This window comes from Dokdonia sp. Hel_I_53 (assembly GCF_007827465.1).
Lineage (GTDB): Bacteria > Bacteroidota > Bacteroidia > Flavobacteriales > Flavobacteriaceae > Dokdonia.
Window position 1 is genome coordinate 193,148 of sequence record NZ_VISL01000001.1, and the last position, 23,107, is coordinate 216,254.

Consider the following 23,107-nt stretch of genomic DNA (forward strand, 5'->3'; position numbering starts at 1 on the left):
ATATACAATACAAAACATTGAGAGTCAACGTGCAACTTTCAATTTTTATGAATACTTACTAGATGAAAAGTGTTAGAATAGCATAATAATGGGCAGAAATAAAACAATGTGCTTTAAAACATAACATCCCAATGTTCAATATGAACATTGGGATGTTATGGAAAATCTAATGTTTAACGTAGCGTAGCGCCGAGTTCTCTCTCAAAACGTTGCTGTAATTTACTCATTGTTTTATCGATTTGCTTATCGGTAAGTGTGCTTTTTTCATCTTGCAATAAAAAACTTACCGCATAGCTTTTTTTGCCATCAGGAAGATTTGCACCTTCATAAACGTCAAAAAGATTTACCTCTTTTAGTAATTTTTTCTCAGTTTGATTTGCAATGTTTGTAATCTCTTCAAAATTCACTTTTTTGTCTAAAAGCAAAGCAAAATCACGACGTACAGAAGGATATTTTGGGATCTCTTTAAATTTAATATCAGTTCGAGCAGCGATTTCCAAAACGTAATCCCAGTTAAAATCAGCAAAATAAACGTCTTGCGTTAGATCAAATTTCTTGAGAACAGCTTTACTTACTTTACCATAAGTAACTAATTGTTTTTTACCTAAGGAAAGGCCCATAGCATCTGAGTACATGTCATTTATTGCTACAGATGATTTTAATTTGTTTATTCCTAATTTTTCAAAAATAGAACTGACGATACCTTTTAAATAAAAGAAATTAGTGCTTTCATTATTGCTTGACCAAGTTTCTTCTGTTTTGTGACCCGTAACAAATAACGTCAAGTGTTTGTCCTCTTGATACCCATCACTATAATTATGATACGTTTTCCCAAATTCAAATAGCTTAACATTGCTTCTGCGTCTGTTTACATTATATGAAATAGCCTCTAGTCCGGAGAATAACATAGACTGTCTTAAGACACTTAATTCTTTTCCAAGCGGGTTTAGCATTTCAACGTGATGATGCTCATTTATATTTGTTGATAGAGTACTGTAGCTCGGAGTTGTAAGACTATTTGCCATCATCTCATAAAAACCGAGTGAAGCAAGTTGATTACCTATTACATTAGTTATTTTATGATCTTCAAACCTTGATGAGGTTGAGACCGTAGCATTGAGTTTATTTCCAAAGTTGATATTATTATATCCATATACACGCAAAATTTCTTCAATAACATCTGCTTCTCTGGTAACGTCATTTCGAAACGCTGGAATTGTCATACCGATCCCACTTTCTGTAACGTTATTTATTTTAATGTCAAGTGACATTAAAATACTTTTTATAACCTCTCTTGGAAGTTCTTCTCCAATAAGCTTAGTAGCATTATCAAAGTTGAGAAAAACCTGTTGGTCCTCTATTTTCTTAGGGTAAATGTCTACAATCTCACTAGTAATTTCTCCACCGGCAACTTCCATCATTAAGATAGCCGCACGAGTAAGTGCGTATTCTGTTATATTAGGATCAATGCCTCGTTCAAAACGAAAAGATGCATCTGTATTGAGACCATGTCGTTTTGCTGTTTTGCGTATAGAAACAGGGTTAAAGTAAGCGCTTTCTAAGAAAATTGACTGTGTTGCTTCAGTCACACCGCTATCTGCTCCTCCAAAAACTCCAGCAATACACATGGGTTTCTCTCCATCACAAATCATAAGATCTTCTTCGTGAAGTTCTCTTTCTATTCCGTCCAGTGTGGTAAATTTAGTACCTGCCTCGAGCGTTTTTACTTCAATTTTATTTTCTGCAATTTTATTCAAATCGAAGGCGTGCAATGGCTGTCCTAATTCGTGCAAAACATAGTTTGTAACATCTACAATATTATTTATGGGAGACAACCCTATCGCTTTTAATTTATGCTGTAACCATTCTGGTGAATCTGTGACCTTAAGGCCACTAATGACTACGCCAGCATACCTAGGCGCTTTCTCGCCATCTAGTACTTCTACATCTATTTTATTAAGACGTTTTTCGATTTTAAAAGAAGAGGTAGAGGGAGTAATAAGTGCTTTGTTTATTTCATGCTGTAATAAACCTGCTTTTAGATCTCTAGCAACACCCCAGTGGCTCATAGCATCTGCTCGGTTGGGTGTTAGGCCTATTTCAAAAACTTGGTCATTTTCGATGTCAAACACAGCTGCAGCTGCAGTTCCCGGAATAAGTGCATCATCAAGAACCATAATACCATCATGGCTGTTTCCGAGACCAAGCTCATCTTCTGCGCATATCATACCATGAGACTCTTCTCCTCTAATTTTTCCTTTTTTTATTGTCCAAGCCTCACCTTCTTGAGTATATAACGTAGTTCCTATAGTAGCTACAGGTACTTTTTGACCTGCAGCAACATTCTTAGCTCCACAAACAATCTGTACAGGAGCATCTCCTCCTATATCTACAGTTGTAACCTTTAGTCTATCTGCATTGCTATGTTGCTCACATGTAAGAATATGTCCTATGACAATACCTTCAAGTCCACCTTTGACACTATGGTAGGCTTGTATCCCTTCGATCTCTAGTCCTAAATCTGTGAGCAGCTCTCCAGTCTTTTCAGCAGACCAGTCTATATCAATAAATTGTTTGAGCCAGTTGTAAGAAATTTTCATAAATGCGTTGCAATTTTTGAGGTGTCAAAGATAGAACAAGATCACTAGTAGGCAAAGCGTGTAGTGTGTTATCTCATCGTTAATTTATGCCTTTCGGCGAAAATTTGATACTCATTCAGAATGGCCTTTTTTTCTTTAACCTAAGCTTTCTTAACATTATGTAAAAAAAATATCTTAAACATAACATTAAAGTAATATACAATTTTACAAACTGGAATATATTGACCTGAATATGATGAAAATCTCATCTATCTAAACAACAAATGGTTATCCTTTTTTAAGGTGTAATAAGCATTAAATTAAGTTCAGTTATGAAGAAACAATTACTTTTTTTATGTTACGTTTTTGTAACAACATTAATTTTCGCGCAAGCGCCACCCTACTATAATGATGTTGATATATCATTGAGTGGCCAAAACCTTAAAAATGAACTGGCGACTAAAGTTACAAATACTCATACTACTTTTTTGAGTTATACTCCAGGAGTTTGGGAAGCCTTAAAGGCGGCAGATCTTGATCCTCAGAATAGTAATAATGTATTGCTTATCTACGGTTCTAATGATACAGATGGAAATAGTAAGACAGATCGTTCAAGAAGTAAAAACAATAATGGCGGTAGTGCAGGACAATGGAATCGTGAGCACGTATACCCTAAATCGTTAGGAAACCCTAATCTAGGCACAACAGGTGCTGGGGCAGATGCCCATCACATAAGACCTGCAGACATTGAATTAAATTCTTCTCGCAGTAATAGAAGATTTGCAGATGGATCTGGAGTGGCTGGGATTACTCCACAGGGCTATTTTTATCCTGGAGATGAGTGGAAAGGAGATGTGGCTCGTATGGTGCTCTTTATGTATGTGCGTTATGGAAACAGATGCTTACCATCTGTGGTAGGCGTAGGTAATTCTATTTCAGGCGATACAGGTATGATTGATCTTTTTCTACAATGGAATGCAGAGGATCCAGTAAGTGATTTTGAAGACAACCGTAATAGTATCTTAGCGGGTATTCAAGGTAATAGAAATCCCTTTATCGATAATCCTGCATTTGCAACATCTATTTGGGGTGGAGTGCAGGCAGAAGATCGTTTTGGAAATACTACCGGCGGTGACGGTGGTGTTGATGTCGTAGATTCTTTGTTTATTTCTGAATATGTGGAGGGTTCTTCTTATAACAAAGCTATTGAGATTGCAAACTTTACAAGTGCTAACGTAAATTTAGATGGATATGAGCTACGTAAGCAAACTAACGGAGCAGGCAGTTGGAGTACTGGTTATAGCCTTTCTGGAATCGTAGCTAATACTTCTGTATTTGTTATTGCAAACAGCAGTGCATCTAGTGGGATTATAAATAATGCAGACGTAAGCACCTCAAACAGTGCTTTAAGTTTTAATGGAAACGACGCTATAGGTCTTTTTAAAAATGGAATACTTATAGATGTTGTAGGTGTATTTAATGGAGGAAGTGCAAACTTCGGGAAGGATAAAACGCTTAGAAGGAAAAGCACTGTAGCTGCACCTAATACTACATACACAATAGCAGAATGGGATTCGTTTGTATCAAATACATTTTCTGATCTAGGTGCACATACCTTTGATGGAAACTCATCAACACCTATACCAGATCCAGAACCTCTAGTGTATTGTAATGCTAGTGGATCAAACGCAAGTTATGAGTTTATTGATTTAGTGAGTTTAGGGGGGATGACCAATTCATCAGGATCTAATGGTGGTTATGGTGATTTTATGTCTCAAACAGCTACACTTGGATATGGATCTAATACAATTATATTAAGTGTAGGTTTTTCTGGACAATCATACACAGAAAACTGGGCAGTTTGGATTGATTTTAATCAGGATGCCACTTTTGAAACTGGTGAGAAGGTTGTAATGGGATCAACGTCTAGCTCTGGAAATTTATCTTATAATTTTAATATTCCTTCATCTGCTATGACAGGGATGACAAGAATGCGTGTTGCAATGAAATGGAATGGAAATCCAACAGCATGTGAAGCATTTAGTTACGGAGAGGTAGAGGATTATACCATTAATATTTCAGCAAGTAGAGCATCAGCTACATCACAAACTGGTGTTAAAGCAGAGGGAACTCTAAGCTCAGAAAAAGCTGTGTTTGATTTACAGGTCAAAGAGCAAGCATCTGTTTTAGTTTTGCAGCTAGCAGATAAACGTGTAGTAGATTATAGTTTATTTAACATGCTAGGACAGCAAGTGTCAACTGGTCGTTTCCAGAACAGAAAAGAGTTTCCTTCTCTAGAGTCAGGTCTATACATCGTTAAAATATCTGATGGACAGCGTACAATACAAAAGAAATTTATTAAACAATAATGTTCAATTTTTATGATAGTAAAAAGGCCCGCAATTAAATTGCGGGCCTTTTTTCACAAAACAATTTATTAAGATATATAACTCCAAATATTCTTGAACTTCATCATCTGTGCATACATAAAGCGAATAATTTGATTTTCTTCTTTTTGAAATTTGGGATCATCCTTTACGACTGACCAGGCATAACTTCTTGCAATCTTTAAGATGTCATTATCTTTAATGATATCAGCTATTTTCAAGTTAAGGACTCCACTTTGTTGCGTTCCTGTAATGTCTCCCGGACCTCTAAGTTTTAAATCTACCTCTGCTATTTCAAAGCCATCATTAGTACGAGTCATAGTTTCCAGTCTCACCTTACTATCACTTGATAATTTGTGGCTAGTCATTAAAATACAATAGCTTTGCTCAGCTCCACGCCCCACGCGGCCACGTAACTGATGTAGCTGGCTTAAACCAAAGCGTTCTGCACTTTCAATAATCATAACGGATGCATTAGGAACATTTACTCCTACCTCAATAACGGTTGTGGCAACCATAATTTGAGTTTCACCTTTGATAAATCGGTTCATTTCAATATCCTTATCATCAGGTTTCATTTTACCGTGAACAATAGAAATTTGATATTGAGGTTTTGGAAATTCTCGGGAGATACTCTCATAACCATCCATTAAATCTTTATAGTCCATAGCCTCACTTTCTTGAATTAATGGATAAACTATATAAACCTGTCTCCCTAATTCAATTTCATCTTTAATGAATCTAAACACCTTTAGTCTATTTGCATCATAGCGATGTACTGTTTTTATAGTTTTTCTCCCTGGCGGTAACTCATCAATTATACTTACGTCTAAATCTCCATAAACGGTCATGGCAAGTGTACGGGGTATAGGTGTAGCAGTCATGACGAGCACATGAGGAGGAAACTCATTTTTGTGCCATAATTTACTACGTTGCTTAACACCAAAACGATGTTGTTCATCTATTACAGCGAGCCCAAGATTTTTAAATTTTACTTTATCTTCTAATAGCGCATGCGTACCAACTAATATATTTAGCTCCCCATTTTCTAATTGTTCATGTATTTTCTTGCGTTCTGAAGTTTTTGTAGAACCTTGTAGTAATGCGATTGTGATATTCAAGTCTTTACATAAATCAACTAGTCCCGTATAGTGTTGTACAGCTAGTATGGCTGTGGGCGCCATTAAACAAGCTTGATAATTATTATCTAAAGCAATAATCATAGACAAAAGTGCGACTATGGTTTTACCTGACCCTACATCTCCTTGTAAAAGTCTATTCATCTGTGCATTTGTACCCAGATCATAGCGTATTTCTTTGACTACTCTTTTTTGAGCATTAGTTAGCTCAAAAGGAAGGTGGTTATTATAAAATGTTGTAAAAAGTGATCCTACTTTCTCAAATGGATACCCTTTTATTTTAGACCGATGATTTATATTCTTAAAGGCTAGTTGTAATTGTATATAAAAAAATTCTTCAAATTTTAAACGGTACTGTGCACGGGCTAGATGTTCTTGAGATTGAGGGAAATGAATGTTTAATAACGCATCTCGTTTTGACATGAGTTTAAGCTCAGAGAGAATAGGCTTTGATAAACTTTCATATAGGTGATTGTTTGCCTCTTTAAAAAGTGATTGCATGATAGAATTTACAACCTTATTAGTGATTCCTCTTCCAGCAAGTTTTTCAGTAGAGGGATATACAGGTTGCATCGCAGAACGTATATTTTGCTCATGTTCTTTAAGCAATTCTATTTCTGGATGTGGCATAGAAAAGGTGCCATTGTAATAATTGAGCTTTCCAAAAATCACATATGGAGTATTTAATTTCAAACTTTCTCTAATCCACTTATGACCCCGGAACCATACTAAATCCATTTTCCCTCCATCATCTTTAAATGTAGCAACAAGTCTCCGTCCTTTACCTTCCACCATTTTTATACTTGTGATTTTTCCTATAATCTGAACATCTGCGCTATTGCGTTCAAGTTGTGATATGGTATAGTAGGTTGTTTTATCAATGTATCTGTTTGGAAAAAAATGCATCAAATCTTGATAGGTCTGAATTCCCAATTCAGATCGTAGTAAATCTGCCCGGTTAGGACCTACTCCTTTGAGATAGTCAATAGGTTTTTGAAGAAATGTGGGATTCATAACTGCTAAGTTACTTCCTTTAATTCAAAATTTACAATTAAGAATAGCGTGGCTTAAAAGTTGTTATTTTTGAAATATGAAACACAGCTGGTTATTTATTGTTTTAGTATTCGCTTTCGCGAAAGCGTATTCTCAAGAAATCTCTCCACAGACAAGTATTGTGGATGTGCAAAAGATCGCAGCAACTTTGGAGCTAAACGTAGAAAATGAAACTATTTCTGGTAAAGTAAACATGGTTTTTAAAATGCTAGAAAACGCAAATGAGGTTTCCCTAGACGCTAAAAATATGCAATTGAAGGGGAAAACAGCACCTTCACAAATACGAGTAACAGCAACTAAAGACAATATTACATTCTTTGATAATTTTAAAAAAGGAAAGAGATATGAAGTGTTCTTCTCTTACGAAGCCACTCCTAGGCAAGCGGCTTATTTTGTAAAGAATGAAACTAAAACTCAATTTTGGACACAAGGTCAAGGAAAGTACACCTCTCACTGGTTGCCCAGTATAGATGATATGAATGATAAAATAGAATTTGATATTTCGCTTCGTCATTCCACTGAAGAAGTAGCAGTTTCTAATGGTAGATTTAGTCAAGAGCGCGGGCCTAATGGAAGTATACTCTCTACTTTTGATATGGAAAAACCTATCTCTAGTTATCTGGTTGGACTCGTACTAGGGGAGTACTTACACGAGAGTGAAATAAGTAGTTCTGGAATTCCTTTAGAGTATTATTATTACCCAGAAGATTCTCTAAAAGTCGCCTCTACTTACAAGTATTCGAAACAAATTTTCAATTTTTTAGAATCTGAAATAGGAGTGCCATTTCCATTTGCTACTTATAAACAAGTACCGGTCAAGGATTTCCTATATGCGGGAATGGAGAACGCAAGTTGTACCATCTTTTCAGATAATTTTATGGTCGATTCTATTGGGTTTACAGATCGCAACTACGTGAATGTGAATGCTCACGAGCTAGCCCATCAATGGTTTGGAGATTTAGTAACAGAAACAAAAAGTGAGCATCATTGGTTACAAGAGGGGTTTGCTACTTACTATGCCTTGCTGGCAGAAAGAGAAATTTTTGGGGATGACTATTTTTATTTCAAGCTTTTTGAGACTGCAGAACAGTTACGTGAATTAAGCGATCAAGGAAAAGGTGAAAAGTTATTGTCTGCAGGTGGTAGTAGTTTGACATATTATCAAAAAGGGGCTTGGGCCTTACATATCTTAAAAGAAAAGGTAGGGGAGGACGCTTTCGCGAAAGCGGTTCAGTCTTATTTAAAAAAATATGCATATCAAAACGTTACTACTACAGAGTTTATGGCTGAGGTAGCTTCCTTTACAGAAATAGACCTTTCAGATTTTAAAAAAAATTGGCTTAATCAATCTGCATTTCAATCAGAAGACGCTTTGCAAGCCCTTAAAAAAAGCAAATTTATGCAGCAGTATTTTGAATTACAATCTGCTAGGATGAGACCGCTTTCTTCAAAATATATTCAACTTATGGATGCGATAGAAAGTTGTAATGATTATTTAGGTCAAGAAGCTATTTATCAAATTTCAGACGAGTCCACACAGTCCGTATTGCCCATTTATAAAAAAGCAATAGAAAGCTCAAACATTTATATACGTCAGGGAATCGCTACCTCTTTGAATGAGGTTCCTGAACAATTAGAAAAGGATTTTCATAAATTACTTAGTGATTCTAGTTACGTTACAAAGGAACAAGCCTTTTTTAAACTTTGGGTTTATTATAAGCAACGTAACAATGTCAAAGCGCAACATAAACTTCTTGATTTTATGGGTGCAACCTATGGTTTTGCAGATGGAAATATTAGAACTCTGTGGCTTACGTTATCACTAGCTACGCCTAACTTTAAACCCCATGAATCTGTTACCCGTTATCAAGAATTAATAGATTACACTGACCCAGCAAAGCCTTATCAATTAAGAGAAAATGCATTTAGATACTTAAATCAATTACAGTCTTTTGAAAAACAGAGCCTCAAGAATCTTGTAGAAGCAAGCGTTCATCATGTATGGCGGTTTAGAGAAAATTCAAGAAAACTATTGAGTAGTGTTCTAAGCAATACAGAAAATCAGCATTTGCTTGAAAGTATAAAAAAGGATCTTACAGGGAAAGAACTCGATTATTTACAGAAAATCAAAGCATTGTGATTTGACTTAACTCAGAGTAGATTAAATTATTTCACTCACCTCTTGCTTAATGAATTCTAGGCCTAACTCGCTAGGAGCTGCTTTATCAATAAGGTCACGTAAAAGCGTTTCTCTTAACTGGTCACTAGTAGTTATTTTTGAGCTCATATTTGTTTTTCTAATGATAGCTGCTGTAGTGCTCTTGGAGGTGCGAATAACATTCCAACACTCTTGAGTTACATAAATTTGCTGTGCGAGATTATGATCAAACTCTTCCTCTATAGTACGTAACAGTAATGATTCATAATCATTAGGATCTTCATTATAAGGTTTTACACGTGTTAATAGCTTTCCTGGGGAGATGCGTTCTAGAAATAATGTGAGACGCTCATATGCTTGTAACCTTTGTGGTAACGCAGCTTTCTGATTGTTTTGATGTAATAAAAACCTGCGGCGACCCTCCTGCTCTTTTGTGTATTGATTAAAGAAGTAGTACGATACTAAAGCTACAATGATAGCGGGTAGTAAATTAAATGCAAGGTTCACTATATCTTGTGTCATAGGAGAAGTAGATTTTGGGTTATCTAAACTAGGATGTAACAAACATAACGGGTTTTACCTTTACTGGCAAATACTTTTGAAAGAGGTATTTTATTTTAGTTGTTTGGCATCAGTTGAAATTGAAGTAGTTACTTTTGCGCAAAATTAAAAAAAATGATGTTTGATTATGTAGTAATTGGGGGGGCGCAAGCTGGCTTATCAATAGCATACCATCTTAAAAAACTAGGGAGGAAATTTATAGTTATTGATAGTAAGAAGGAAGTGGGTGCATCTTGGATTAATAGATGGGATTCTCTAAAATTATTCACACCAACTGAATTTAACCATTTACCCGGTTTAAATTTTGATGCTCCAAAAGGACATTATCCATCAAAATATGAAGTAGCAGCCTATTTTAAAAAATATGTTGAGGAGTATGAAATTCCAATTAAATTGAATACACTCGTCACATCGGTTAGTAAAAAGAAAGATAAATTTTACATTAAATTTAATGACGGTATTTATGAGAGTAAGAACGTTGTTGTAGCAACAGGTCCTTTTCATATACCCTACACACCTCCATGCAATACTAAAATTTCAAAAAACGTACTTCAATTTCACAGTAATTACTATAAAGGCGTTCACCAATTAAAAGACGGTGATGCTTTAGTTGTAGGTGGAGGTGACTCTGGATATCAAATTCTGGATGAGATTTCTAGAGATTCATCTAGAACTGTATACTTTTCTGGTGACACTAAAGTAAAAACGTTGCCGCAACAATTTTTGGGTAAAACATTATGGTGGTGGTTTACTAGAATTGGGTTTTTACGCTACAATAAATACAGCTGGGTAGGAAGAGTTCTAAGTGGAGTTACCCAACCCGTGATAGGAGTAGATGTCAAAGGTATCTTATCTAGAAACAATGTGATACCAGTGGGAAGGACAAAAGATGCAGAGGGTAAAAAAATACGTTTTACGAATACTACCGTATCATCTATTCAAAATATAGTTTGGGCAACAGGGTATCGCCCTAATTTTACTTGGATTGATGGATTGGCACTGGACCACCATGGATATCCAGAAAACTATAGAGGTGTAAGTTCTATTGAAGGTCTATATTTTATAGGACTTCCTTGGCTATATACTAGAGGATCTGCAACCTTGGGGGGTGTTTCAAAAGACGCTAGATATCTCGCTGATTTTTTTGATAAAAAATAGGATTCTATTTATTTTAATATCTTACATCATCTTGATCTATTGACTTTGCGACCTCTTTACGATTATAATTACCACCTAGGTCAGGACATTTCATCAACGTTTTGGTGTTTTTAAATGGGACTGGAACTTTATGGTATGAATAAACATCAGCTAGTGTTTGTGTAAGACTTTTATCTCCTAAATTGATATCCACATCATCCATTGTTAATTGGCAAGGATGCTCATACCCACAAGCGCGTGTAATCTCTAATAATTCCTTTTTAAAATTCTTGAAATAATAGTGTGTGCGCTCTGCCTTATCTGGAATATTAATTCCTCTTTGTAACCATTTACTTTGTGTAGCTATACCTGTAGGACACGTATTATTATGGCAAACTTTAGCTTGTATACAACCTACTGCAAGCATAGCCTCGCGAGCTACATTAATACAATCAACTCCCATAGCAAATGCCATAGCAGCTTTTGCAGGAAAGCCAAGTTTACCAGAGCCTATAAAAACAATCCGTTCTGTAAGTTGACGTTCTTTAAATATTTTATAGATGTCTGAAAATCCATATACCCAAGGTAAAGCAACATGATCTGCAAAGCTTGGCGGAGCTGCACCCGTTCCTCCTTCGCCGCCATCTATAGTGATAAAATCTGGTCCCTTACCTGTCGTTTTCATGATATCTGCGAGCTCTTTCCAAGATTCTAGCTTTCCTATAGCAGCCTTTATACCCACAGGCAATCCAGTTTCTGAAGCAATTTCCTCAACAAACTGTATGAGTTCTGGAACATTATTAAACGCCTTGTGGTTAGGTGGAGAAAGAACATCTTCTCCTACTTTTACACCCCGTATTTCTGCAATTTCTTCTGTGATTTTTGACCCAGGTAGTACTCCTCCTTTTCCAGGCTTGGCTCCTTGCGAGAGTTTAACCTCTATGGCTCTGATTTGTGGGTTTTTTGCAACCAAATTTTTCATTTTTTCCATGGAGAAATTGCCATCTTCAGCACGTACTCCAAAATATCCTGTTCCAAAATGAAAAACAACATCACTGCCTGTTTTGTGATAAGATGAGAGACCTCCTTCTCCTGTATTGTGATAAGCATAAGCCTTTGAACAGCCACGATTAAGAGATTCTACTGCCTTTGCAGATAGGCTTCCATAACTCATCGCACTTACATTTATGACAGAGCTCGGTCTGTAAGGGCGGTCACGTCTACCTGCACCCATAACCTTTGCGCAAGCTAAAAAATAGGGATCCTTAGCATTAGGGTGATTGTCTTCCACTTTAAAGGGCATCATGGCATTATTTATAAAAATATATTGCGATTGAGTGATGTCACGATCTGTCCCAAAACCTTCATAATTATTTTCATTTTTTGCACTTGCGTAGATCCAACCGCGCTCTATACGATTAAAAGGTAGTTCTTCACGGTTATTTGCCACGATATATTGACGCAGTTCTGGACCAATACTTTCTAGCAGATATCGGAAGTGGCCCACAATTGGAAAATTGCGTAATATAATGTGTCTTTTTTGAACAAAAGCATCGTAAATCCCCAGTATAATTAGAAATAATATCACCCAAACCCACCATTTTATATTTCCAATAAACTCTAAAAACACTTCCATTCTTTAATTTTTTACTAAAATACAATTCGAAAATAACTGTTTAATAAAATTTAAAGTAACATTGTGACATAAATCTACTTTTGAAAAAGAACCGCACCTATATTATTATTGCTTTAGCACTGCCATTACAGATGCTTCTCGTTCGCTTACTAGCAAAATATCCTACATTAATAGAAGAATGGTATAGTAATGGATTATACCCGATACTTTCAAAAGGGTTTAGGTATGCCCTTGGCTGGCTTCCATTTTCTTTTGGAGATCTGTTATACTTTGCAGTTATTCTTTTCGCTTTAAGCGAAATAATAAAACTTGTAACGCACAGGTTCAAAACCTATAAGTCATTTTTAATTAAAGGATGTGCCGTGCTCTCTGTGATCTATTTTGCATTTCACTTGTTATGGGGGATGAATTATTATAGGCAGCCTTTACACAAAGCTATTGGTGTTGAGAATGAATATACTACAGAGGAGTTAGTAGCAGTTACAGTAAAACTGATTGAACGAAGTAATATACTTCATAGAAAACTTTCTGTAAGTGATAGTCTTAAAGTTAGTTTTGGGAAGGGTGATTTAGAAGCTTACCGTAGGGAAGTTTTTAAACAAACCTTATACGGATATAAGTCACTACAAGAAAAATTCCCAAAACTAAATTATCCTCCACCGAGTATTAAAAATTCTTTATGGAGATATCCACTTTCTATTATGGGATATAGCGGTTACTTGAATCCTATTACAAACGAAGCTCAAATTAACGGAATGATTCCTCCTCACCGTTGGCCTGTAGTTTCTTGCCACGAGCAAGCGCATCAACTAGGTTTTGCAAAAGAAAATGAAGCAAACTTTATTGCAGTAATGGCTACACTACATAATGAAGATCTTTATTTCCAGTATTCGGGTAGCATATTTGCATTACGCTATTGTATAAATGATGTATATAGTAGAGATGCAGAGCTAGGAGAAGAACTTAAGAGTTGTATGAATTTAGGTATTCTCGCAAATTATCAAGACTCGCGTGCTTTTTGGGATGAGATGGATAACCCATTAGAACCTATTTTTGACTTATTATATGGTAATTATTTAAAAGCAAACAATCAACCTGCAGGACTTTTAAGTTACAGCTATATGGTAGCGTTGCTTGTAAATTATGACAAGCAATTTCCAAATACGTTTTGATGTTAAAGTCTCTTAAAATTTTCCTAAAGCCTCTCGCTTGCTAGCAACGCTCTTTATCTTTAGTAGCTAATCAATTTAATAAACATGTTCTTTAAAAAACTACTCTTTTTTGGATTAGTCTCTTGTTCGTTATCAGTCTTTGGTCAAGAGTACTTTCCTGCTAACGGTGGTGTAAAATCTACAAATGAAAATTTCACGGTTTTTACAAACGCCACCATTCACACATCACCATCAGAAATTATTAAAAAAGGCACCCTTGTGGTTCAAGACGGAAAGGTAACCGCTGTTGGGAGATCAGTTGAGATTCCGGACAATGCGTTACGTATAGATCTTAATGGTAAACACATATACTCTTCATTTATAGACATCTATACAGACTTCGGTATTAAAGCACCAAAAAGAGAATCTGGAGGTGGCCGTGGATCTCAATACGATAATACCCGCGAAGGCCATTATTGGAATGACCATATACGTGCAGAGCAGAATGGGTACGATGATTTTAAGTATGATACAAAAAAAGCAAGTGAGTTTCTCGAGGCTGGATTTGGAGTGGTAGCAACGCATCAACACGATGGTATTGCACGTGGTACAGGTGCTTTAATAGCACTTAATAACGATGGTACAAAAGCGCAACGCATTTTAGAAGATCAATTTGGTCAATATTTTTCGTTTGATAAAAGTAATACCTCTAACCAGTCATACCCTACTTCAAAAATGGGAGCAACGGCTTTATTACGTCAGGTACAGCATGATTTAGACTGGTATGAGAAAGGAAATATAGAGACGAAAGATCTTTCTTTAGAAGCGCTTTCGCGAAATAAAGCACTCCCTCAATTCTTTGAAGGCGAAGGGCTTTATGATGACTTACGAATTGATCGCATTGGAGATGAATTTGATATCAATTACGTAATCGTGGCTGGAGGAGATGAATATAAAAGAATAGGTGAAGTTAAAGAAATGAATAGAACTTTGATTTTACCACTCAAATTTCCTGATGCCTTCGATATGGAAAATCCATATGCAGCAGAGTATGTAGCACTCTCAGACATGAAGCATTGGAATCAAGCACCTACAAACCCAAAAGCGTTGCAGGACGCTGGAGTAACTTTTGCGCTTACTACCTTTTCACACAAATCTCCAAAAGATTTTAAAAAGCATTTAATGAAAGCCATAAAATATGGTCTATCAAAAGAAAAAGCTCTCGAAGCGCTTACTACAATTCCTGCCAGACTAATTGGACAATCCGGAAAAGTAGGAACGTTGACGAAAGGTGCTTGGGCTAATTTTATGATAACTTCAGATGAAATTTTCGAAGAGGATACAAAACTTTACGAGCATTGGATTCAAGGGAAAAAGAAGGTTTTTAAAGATATGACCACAGTTGATATTGATGGCTCTTATGCTATTGAAATAGATGGCATGTCCTATACCTTAGAAATTGAAAATTCTACAGAAAAACCTAAGGCAACTCTCAAAAAAGGATCAGAAAAAATTGCTAGTGAGTTTTCTTATAAAGATGATTGGATGACGCTTGTTTTTGCGAAAGCAGAAGGAAAATTTGTAAGGCTTATTGCTCGTGCCGCTGCAGAGGGACTTAATGGGAAAGCTGTACTAGCAGATGGAAGTGAAAAATCATTTTCTTCAACAAAAACAGCACTAAAAAGTAAAGAAGATAAGAAAGGCAAAGAGGATAAAGAAACAGTAGACATTATGCCATTAACTTTCCCTAACATGGCATTTGGGTACCAGTCACAACCTACTTCTCAAACTATTTTAATTACAAACGCGACCGTTTGGACTAATGAAGCAGAAGGCATTTTAAAAAATACAGATGTACTTATTAAAAACGGAAAAATAAGCGCGATAGGTAAAGGCCTAAAAGCAAATGGTGCGATGCAAGTAGATGGTACTGGAAAGCACCTCACTTCTGGAATTGTAGATGAGCATTCACATATTGCAGCTTTTGCCATAAATGAAGCGGGACATAATTCTACGGCAGAGGTACGCATGTATGATGTTGTAAATCCAGATGATTCTGATATTTATAGAAATCTTGCGGGAGGTGTAACTTCAATACAATTGTTGCATGGATCTGCAAATCCTATTGGAGGGCAATCTGCTGTGATGAAACTTAAATGGGGAGCAGCTATAGACGAAATGGTTCTTAAAGATAAAAAACGTATCAAATTTGCACTAGGTGAGAACGTTAAACAAGCTAACTGGAATAGTTATTCTCGATTCCCACAAACAAGAATGGGAGTGGAGCAGGTATTTGTAGATTATTTTACGAGAGCTCGTGAATATGAGAAGAAGAAAAATAGTGGACAGCCTTATCGTATTGATGAGGAAATGGAAACTATAGTAGAAATTTTGAATATGGATCGCTTAATTTCATGCCACTCTTATGTTCAGAGTGAGATAAATATGACGATGAAAGTTGCAGAGCAATTTGGCTTCAACGTTGATACGTTTACACATATTCTTGAAGGATATAAAGTAGCCGATAAAATGGCAGCTCATGGAGCCGGTGGTTCTACCTTCTCAGATTGGTGGGCTTATAAGTATGAGGTAAATGATGCAATACCTTACAATGCTGCAATAATGCATAATGCTGGAGTTACGGTAGCTATAAATTCTGATGATGGGGAAATGTCAAGACGTTTGAATCAAGAAGCCGCTAAAATCCATAAATATGGAGGAGTATCAGAAGAAGATGTTTGGAAAATGGTCACTTTAAATCCTGCAAAACTTTTAAAAATGGATGATAAAGTAGGAAGTATTAAAGTTGGGAAAGATGGTGATGTAGTTGTTTGGTCAGACCATCCTTTAAGTATTAAAGCAAGGGCAGAAAAAACAATCATAGAAGGAGCAGTATACTTTGATATAGAAAAGGATAAATCACTACGCAAAACAGTTGCACAAGAGAAAGCTCAACTTACTGCAATGATGATTGCAGCAAAGAATAAAGGCTTGAAAACAACTCCAGCAAAAAAGAAAGAAAAGCAACGTATGCATTGTGATACAGAAAAAACACTATACTAATATGAAAGCATTATATAGAATACTCGTAGCTGTAGTTTTCATTTTTGGAACAACAGCTTATGGACAACAAACCCCTGCAGATACCCAAGCTACTGCTTACACTATAACAGGGGCCACAGCACACTTAGGTAACGGTGATGTTATCAAAAATGCAACAATTATTTTTGAAAATGGAAAAATCACTTCTGTAGAAAGTAATAGTACTGCTACAAAAGGAGAGGTGATCAACGCGCAAGGAAAGCATGTTTACCCTGGATTTATCGCGACAAACACTACATTAGGCCTCGTAGAGGTAGGTGCTGTAAGGCAATCTAATGATGATGATGAGATAGGAGATTTTATACCTCACGTAAGAGGTATCATTGCGTATAACGCAGAGTCAAAAGTTGTAGAAAGTATGCGCCCTAACGGAGTTCTATTAGCGCAAATACGTCCAGTTGGAGGTATGATTTCAGGATCTTCATCTGTCGTGCAACTTGATGCTTGGAATTGGGAAGACGCTGCTTATAAAACAGACGAAGGTATATTTCTTGACTGGCCTAATACAATGACAAGAGGGCGCTGGTGGCTAGGCGAGGAGCCCGGTTTTAAGCCTAGCAAGAAATATGCAGAAGAGGTACAAACTGTAAAAAATTTCTTTTCAAATGCTAAGGCATACCAAGGAGGCAGTAGGATTACAAACTTACCTTATCAGGCTATGAAAGGCGTTTTTGATGGTACTCAAAAGGTATATATTTCTGCAAATGATCAACGACAGATTTTAGATGTTATCGCTTTCGCGAAAGCGTATGATCTTAAAAACATTGTATTAGTTGGTGGGTATCAAGCTTATAAAGTAGCCAGCGAACTCGTAGCTGCAAATATTCCAGTGATTTTACAAAGAGTTCAGGGACTACCATCCATGGAAGATCATGACTATGATTTACCTTATAGAATGCCAAAGTTACTTATGGACGCAGGTGTCACTGTAGCTTTAGGTTATGATGCCGAATACTGGCAGGTACGTAACCTTCCTTTTTATGCGGGACAAGTAACGCAATTTGGAATGAGTGATGAAGATGCCCTTAAAATGATTACAGAGAATCCAGCAAAAATTATGGGAATTTCTAATACAACAGGAACTTTAGAAGTAGGCAAAGATGCAACACTTTTTATAAGTGATGGGAATGCATTAGACATGCGTACAAACCAACTTTCCAGAGCTTTTATACAAGGACGCGATATTAGCCTAGAGTCTCATCAGACAAGACTTTGGAAACGATATGCAGAGAAATACAATAATGATTAACTTCTTTATTTATTAATAAATTTTGAAAAACCCGAATCTAAACATTCGGGTTTTTTTATAGAAGTAAATATCTTTTAGTAACTATAAATTTTAATTAAAAAATCACAAACTGATAAATTAATTAGATGAGACATAATAGGGCAGATATTTATTGATTCGCTAATTTTCGTCTAAAGTATTCTCCTAACAGCCTTAAGTACTATAATTTTGCATATGTGGTTAACTAAAGGTTTTCTTTAAAAACGCCTAACTTTTTTTCATTTTGATATCAAAATGGATTCATTCAAAATTTATTTATGAAAATTTATACTCCAGAACAAATTTACGCTGCAGATAAAGCAACTATAGCAAAGGAAGGAATTCCATCCTATAATTTAATGGAACGCGCTGGTGGATATGTGTATGAGTGGATACATCAGAGATTACAAGGGCAACCAGTACCTATTAAAGTTTTTTGCGGTATAGGAAATAATGGCGGAGATGGTCTTGTTATAGCGAGATTACTACTTAAGAATGGTTATAACGTAGATACTTATATTGTAAACTGCAGTGAAAAGCGTTCACCAGATTTCTTGCTTGCTTACGATGAACTTAAAAGCGAAGTAAAAAAATGGCCAGAACTCATCAAAGATAAAAATGATTTTCCTGAGATAAGCCCGCAAGATATCGTGGTAGATGCCATTTTTGGGATAGGATTAAATCGATGTCCTGATGATTGGGTCAAAGAGTTGTTTGTAAAGATTAATCAATCTAAAGCATACACCCTCTCTATAGATATGCCATCAGGAATGTACGCACATAAGGGGCTTGATCAAGATGATGTAGTTATTAATGCAACATTTGTGTTAAGTTTCATGTCACCAAAACTTGCTTTCTTTTTACCAGATACTGGTAAATATGTGCAGATGTGGGATACTATAGATATTGGGTTGGATCCTGAGTTTTTATCAAATTTGAATACAGATGCCGTACTCGTAGGTAAACAAGATATACAGAAACTCTATCGTGGCAGATCTCAATTCTCACACAAGGGAATGTTTGGTCATAGTATGATTATAGGTGGAAGTTTTGGTAAAATGGGAGCAGTAACGCTTGCTTGTAAAGCTGCATCCAGAGCAGGAAGTGGTTTAGTCACCGCTTATGTTCCTCAAATAGGGGTGTCTATATTGCAAACAGCACTTCCAGAAATTATGGTTGAGACAGATAATTTTAATGGTAAAGTGTTTGAAGAAATTGATTTTCAAACGGAAGCAACCGCAATAGGTATTGGTCCTGGAATGGGAACTGACGAGAAAACTATAAGTGCAATGCAAGCATTCCTTAAAACTCAAAAATCCCCTATTATAATTGATGCAGATGCGATTAATTGTATTTCAAGAAGACCAGACTTGATGGATGAAGTTCCAGAACTTTCGATATTTACACCGCATCCAGGAGAGTTAGAGCGACTAGTAGGGAAGTGGAAAGATGATTTTGATAAACTTGAAAAAACTGCAAAATTTGCTAAGAAATACAATGTGATTTTAGCAATAAAAGGAGCACATACAATAACTATTTATGAAGGAAACTACCATATAAACACAACGGGTAACCCAGGCCTGTCTACAGCCGGTACAGGTGATGTGCTCACTGGAGCAATTACAGGGTTACTTGCTCAAAATTACAAACCATTGGAAGCGACTATAATGGGAGTTTATTTGCATGGACTAGCTGCAGATATTGCCGTAAATCAATACGGTGTTGAGGGTCTCATAGCTGGCGATGTAGTGGAGTTTTTAGGTAGAGCAGTGATGGATCTTTTTGCAAAGCCAGAAAAAGAATAACACAACACTTTTGTGAATTCTAACTTAAAGAAAAAGTCCTATTAGCTTCATTGGAGCTAATAGGACTTTTTATTGATTTATAGAAATTTCTTATTCTATAATTACTGGGAACACAACTTGCGCATCTGTTTCTCCTCCAGCACCGTTTAAGGTACCATCATTTGGTTTTGAAGGTTCATGGCGCAAGGTTACTGTTATATTTCCTGCACTAGGGTTACCTGTAACTAGAGCTATTTCAGTTCCTAACGGATTTCCATTTGAATCAAAATTACTATAAGTAATATTCGTATCTAAAGAGGTTTGAACTGTAAAAATAATTTGATGCTCGAGAGCTTCTTCTTCAACCTCTTCAGTTATATTCTCTGCTGGAGATACGGTTTCGTTTAAAAATTGAATTCTAGATGTATAATTTGTATTTGCATCAAGATTATCAGAAACGGTAATTACAGGTTCATCTCCACCTTCACCATCAGTATCTACAGATCTCAAGACAATAACCTCTCCATCTACAGTATTTGTGAGAGTAATTTGTACTGTTGATATAACCTCTTCTTCATTAATAACTTGAGGTATTAAACCATCATCATCATTATCTATACAAGAAAATATTGTAAGTGATATAAAAAGAACTGTAGTAAAATAAATTATTTTTTTCATGATATGTTATTTTTTGTTTTATAATATTAGGATTAATTGTTGTTGGTGCTTCCGCTTTCGCGAAAGCGAAATTTTAAAAATCAAAACGTATTTGTAGTAAAATATTTCTTCCTATATCATCTGCATAGTAACGTTGTCTATTCAGATACTCTCTGTAAGAAGTGTTAAAAATATTATTAACCATCAGGCCTAAGTTTAGTGTAGATTTTTCAGTTAATTTTAAGTCTATATCACCTCTAAAATTTAGGAGGTGATAGCCATCTGGTGGAGTACTAACATCTACAATTTCAAAAGTTTCTGTTTGAGGTAAAAAGACCTGAAAATTATTGTTAGGGAATTCATTTTGCCTAAAAACATAATTGCTTTCTAGTTTAATTTTTAAATTATTAGCTTTAGGAATTTCATAACTTATAGCGTTACGAGTACTTGCAGCTGGGATATCAATAAGAGGCCTATCTAGTGATATATCTTTACCTTTAACTAGCGAAAATTGATTAGTTATCATAAGATTGTCACGCAATTGTATGCGATTATCTATGTCAAAACCTAGTAGCCTTGCTTGTGTTTGTCTATAGGTCCCAACTTGAAAGCTACCTCGTATGGTTCTTTGAACAGCGGTAGGTTCAATTAGTATAAAATCTTCAATAAAATTAGCAAAGGGAGCTACAGTAAAAGTCCAATTATCTGTGTCATGGGTAAAGTTTATAGAAAATTTATGAGCAACTTCTTTATCAAATCTTAAATCTCCAATTTCTATTCTTGCTGCACTTTGATGTAAACCGTCGCTAAAAAGCTCTGAAATATTAGGTGATCTTGAAGCGATTGCATAGTTAATTGCAATATTATCTTTATCATTCAGTTCATAAGCACCTCCTAGAGTTCCTGAAAAATTAAGGTAGGTAAAATCTGGTTTTGTAAAAATTTGTTCTCCTATTTCTTGGCGTTCAAATTCTGTAAAATCTATATCGTATCCCCTCTCTTCCCAAAGAGATTTTGTATAAAATTTTTCAGCAAGGATTCGATTATAGTCCAATCGTACCCCTCCTTCTATTGTAAGATTATCAAACTGCTTTGAGCCCAAAAGATACATCCCAAAATCCTGAGCTTGATAGTCAGGAATTAATCGTCTCACACCCGTATTAGGATTAGGGAAATGCTTTGCATAGCTACCAGATATTCCAACTTTTGCAGTAACTGTATTGTCTGCCGTATACTCAAAATCTACTTGAGCGCTTACTGTTTCTAATTGTAAATCAATAGATGGTCTAGTGTCATCACTATCACGCCTCACATCAAATTCTAATCTATCATTACGTTGATAATCGTATTGCGCTTTTAGCTTTCCAAAACTCTCAAAGCGGTAAAATCCATTTACTTTTGCGATTTGATGTTTTACATCTTGATAAGGAGAATTTATATTATAGGTAAAATCTCTTACAACAAATGGTTCTTCTCTGTTAATTGCAATTACAAGATCTTCTGCGCCGCCTAGGTGTGAGGAGCGTAAAATCCCAGAGGTTTTATCAAAAATAGAGTAGCTTCCTTCAAGACCAAATCTATATTTATTAAATCCTATTCGTGCTGCAAAATTTTCTTCGGAGGCTGCTGTGTTACTCAAAACATAATCCGGAGCTTCAAAATCACCAAAACGTTTGACGCTGCTATTTACGCTAGCGTACCAACCATTGTTAAAAGATTTTGTGAGGGCAGTTGCTAATGAGCCACCACGACCATTAGAAGCGCCAGTAAGAAGTATGCGACCGTACAATGTATCTTTAACTGGAATAGTTTCAGGTTCTATAATTATGGTGCCTCCTACAGCATCACCACCGTACTGTAATCCAGCTGCGCCCTTAATAACAGTAACCTCTCCAGCAGCATTCACATCAATATTTGGTGCATGTTCTACACCCCATTCTTGATCCTCCAATCTGGTACCGCTAGTAATCATAACTACGCGGCTACTGTGTAAACCTTGTATCACTGGCTTTACAACAGTGTTACCCGTATTTAGAGATGATATGCCACTCAATTGACTTAACGCATCCCCCAGCGAAGCTGCACTATTAGCTTGTAACACATCATGAGAAATTACTTGTTCTGTTGCAGTCTTACTTTTTGATTTGTGCGCGTGCGCTATAAGTTCTACACCACCTAAAGTTTCTAGATGGTGTTCCATATTTATATTACGTGTGGTGTTACCGTTTACCGCAACCTTAACAGCTTGAGTTTCACATTCTGGATGTGACACCTGTAGATTATAGGTTGCTTTGCACAAGCCAGAAATCATATATTTACCTTCTGCATTTGTGGTTGCAGATTCTTCAGATCCCGCAACAATTACAGTTGCGTTTTCTAAAACCGTATTATCATGTAAGTCTATGATATATCCAGATAATGTGTAAGTGCAGTTTTGTGCAAATACAGTTGTAGTACCTAGCACAAAGAGGCATAGGCATATTTTAAATTTCATAA

At 36.0% G+C, this 23,107-nt stretch carries 13 protein-coding genes; 7 read left to right on the plus strand and 6 right to left on the minus strand.

All coding sequences use genetic code 11. From position 1 onward, the window contains the following. Nucleotides 1-173: 173 nt before the first annotated feature. Complete coding sequence (pheT, locus tag OD90_RS00850; RefSeq protein ID WP_144665361.1) at nt 174-2,600, minus strand: phenylalanine--tRNA ligase subunit beta; 2,427 nt, start codon at nt 2,598-2,600, stop codon at nt 174-176. A gap of 311 nt (nt 2,601-2,911) precedes the next feature. Here pheT and OD90_RS00855 point away from each other — a divergent pair, with 311 nt between their 5' ends. After that, entirely contained in the window at nt 2,912-4,948 is a 2,037-nt protein-coding gene (locus tag OD90_RS00855; protein WP_144665363.1) for an endonuclease, read from the plus strand. Between the two features lie 68 nt (nt 4,949-5,016). On the opposite strand, the gene recG is transcribed toward OD90_RS00855, so the two are convergent. Then, a complete protein-coding gene (gene recG, locus OD90_RS00860; protein WP_144665365.1) occupies nt 5,017-7,119 on the minus strand; it encodes an ATP-dependent DNA helicase RecG in 2,103 nt (700 codons plus the stop codon). A 76-nt stretch (nt 7,120-7,195) separates the two neighbouring features. Between recG and OD90_RS00865 the strand changes: the two genes are divergently transcribed. After that, complete coding sequence (locus OD90_RS00865) at nt 7,196-9,298, plus strand: M1 family metallopeptidase (protein ID WP_144665367.1); 2,103 nt, start codon at nt 7,196-7,198, stop codon at nt 9,296-9,298. Between the two features lie 21 nt (nt 9,299-9,319). Here OD90_RS00865 and OD90_RS00870 read toward each other — a convergent pair whose 3' ends face one another. Next, nucleotides 9,320-9,838, minus strand: coding sequence for a hypothetical protein (locus OD90_RS00870; RefSeq protein WP_144665369.1), 519 nt, complete (start codon nt 9,836-9,838; stop codon nt 9,320-9,322). A 156-nt stretch (nt 9,839-9,994) separates the two neighbouring features. Here OD90_RS00870 and OD90_RS00875 point away from each other — a divergent pair, with 156 nt between their 5' ends. Beyond that, on the plus strand, nt 9,995-11,035 hold the full coding sequence (locus OD90_RS00875; protein ID WP_144669604.1) for a flavin-containing monooxygenase: 1,041 nt from the start codon (nt 9,995-9,997) through the stop codon (nt 11,033-11,035). 13 nt (nt 11,036-11,048) lie between these two features. On the opposite strand, the gene OD90_RS00880 is transcribed toward OD90_RS00875, so the two are convergent. After that, a complete protein-coding gene (locus tag OD90_RS00880) occupies nt 11,049-12,650 on the minus strand; it encodes an FMN-binding glutamate synthase family protein (RefSeq protein WP_144665371.1) in 1,602 nt (533 codons plus the stop codon). An 80-nt stretch (nt 12,651-12,730) separates the two neighbouring features. Here OD90_RS00880 and OD90_RS00885 point away from each other — a divergent pair, with 80 nt between their 5' ends. The 4 genes from OD90_RS00885 (at nt 12,731) to OD90_RS00900 (ending at nt 19,975) form a co-directional block, all read left to right on the plus strand. Further along, nucleotides 12,731-13,822, plus strand: a complete 1,092-nt coding sequence (locus OD90_RS00885; protein WP_144665373.1) for a DUF3810 domain-containing protein — start codon at nt 12,731-12,733, stop codon at nt 13,820-13,822. Nucleotides 13,823-13,906: 84 nt separating this feature from the next. Next, nucleotides 13,907-16,864, plus strand: a complete 2,958-nt coding sequence (locus tag OD90_RS00890) for an amidohydrolase family protein (RefSeq protein ID WP_144665375.1) — start codon at nt 13,907-13,909, stop codon at nt 16,862-16,864. 1 nt (nt 16,865) lies between these two features. Then, entirely contained in the window at nt 16,866-18,152 is a 1,287-nt protein-coding gene (locus tag OD90_RS00895) for an amidohydrolase family protein (protein ID WP_186434684.1), read from the plus strand. Between the two features lie 296 nt (nt 18,153-18,448). Continuing rightward, complete coding sequence (locus tag OD90_RS00900; RefSeq protein ID WP_144665379.1) at nt 18,449-19,975, plus strand: NAD(P)H-hydrate dehydratase; 1,527 nt, start codon at nt 18,449-18,451, stop codon at nt 19,973-19,975. Between the two features lie 90 nt (nt 19,976-20,065). On the opposite strand, the gene OD90_RS00905 is transcribed toward OD90_RS00900, so the two are convergent. Together OD90_RS00905 and OD90_RS00910 are read right to left on the minus strand one after the other, a co-directional pair. Next, entirely contained in the window at nt 20,066-20,632 is a 567-nt protein-coding gene (locus OD90_RS00905; protein WP_144665381.1) for a type 1 periplasmic binding fold superfamily protein, read from the minus strand. Between the two features lie 73 nt (nt 20,633-20,705). Next, a complete protein-coding gene (locus OD90_RS00910; RefSeq protein WP_144665383.1) occupies nt 20,706-23,105 on the minus strand; it encodes a TonB-dependent receptor in 2,400 nt (799 codons plus the stop codon). Nucleotides 23,106-23,107 lie beyond the last annotated feature (2 nt).

Bases quoted from the DNA above. Each gene is read 5' to 3' on its own strand.
- pheT (WP_144665361.1), bottom strand. From the start codon at position 2,600: ATGAAAATTTCTTACAACTGGCTCAAACAATTTATTGATATAGACTGG.
- OD90_RS00855 (WP_144665363.1), top strand. From the start codon at position 2,912: ATGAAGAAACAATTACTTTTTTTATGTTACGTTTTTGTAACAACATTA.
- recG (WP_144665365.1), bottom strand. From the start codon at position 7,119: ATGAATCCCACATTTCTTCAAAAACCTATTGACTATCTCAAAGGAGTA.
- OD90_RS00865 (WP_144665367.1), top strand. From the start codon at position 7,196: ATGAAACACAGCTGGTTATTTATTGTTTTAGTATTCGCTTTCGCGAAA.
- OD90_RS00870 (WP_144665369.1), bottom strand. From the start codon at position 9,838: ATGACACAAGATATAGTGAACCTTGCATTTAATTTACTACCCGCTATC.
- OD90_RS00875 (WP_144669604.1), top strand. From the start codon at position 9,995: ATGTTTGATTATGTAGTAATTGGGGGGGCGCAAGCTGGCTTATCAATA.
- OD90_RS00880 (WP_144665371.1), bottom strand. From the start codon at position 12,650: ATGGAAGTGTTTTTAGAGTTTATTGGAAATATAAAATGGTGGGTTTGG.
- OD90_RS00890 (WP_144665375.1), top strand. From the start codon at position 13,907: ATGTTCTTTAAAAAACTACTCTTTTTTGGATTAGTCTCTTGTTCGTTA.
- OD90_RS00895 (WP_186434684.1), top strand. From the start codon at position 16,866: ATGAAAGCATTATATAGAATACTCGTAGCTGTAGTTTTCATTTTTGGA.
- OD90_RS00900 (WP_144665379.1), top strand. From the start codon at position 18,449: ATGAAAATTTATACTCCAGAACAAATTTACGCTGCAGATAAAGCAACT.
- OD90_RS00905 (WP_144665381.1), bottom strand. From the start codon at position 20,632: ATGAAAAAAATAATTTATTTTACTACAGTTCTTTTTATATCACTTACA.
- OD90_RS00910 (WP_144665383.1), bottom strand. From the start codon at position 23,105: ATGAAATTTAAAATATGCCTATGCCTCTTTGTGCTAGGTACTACAACT.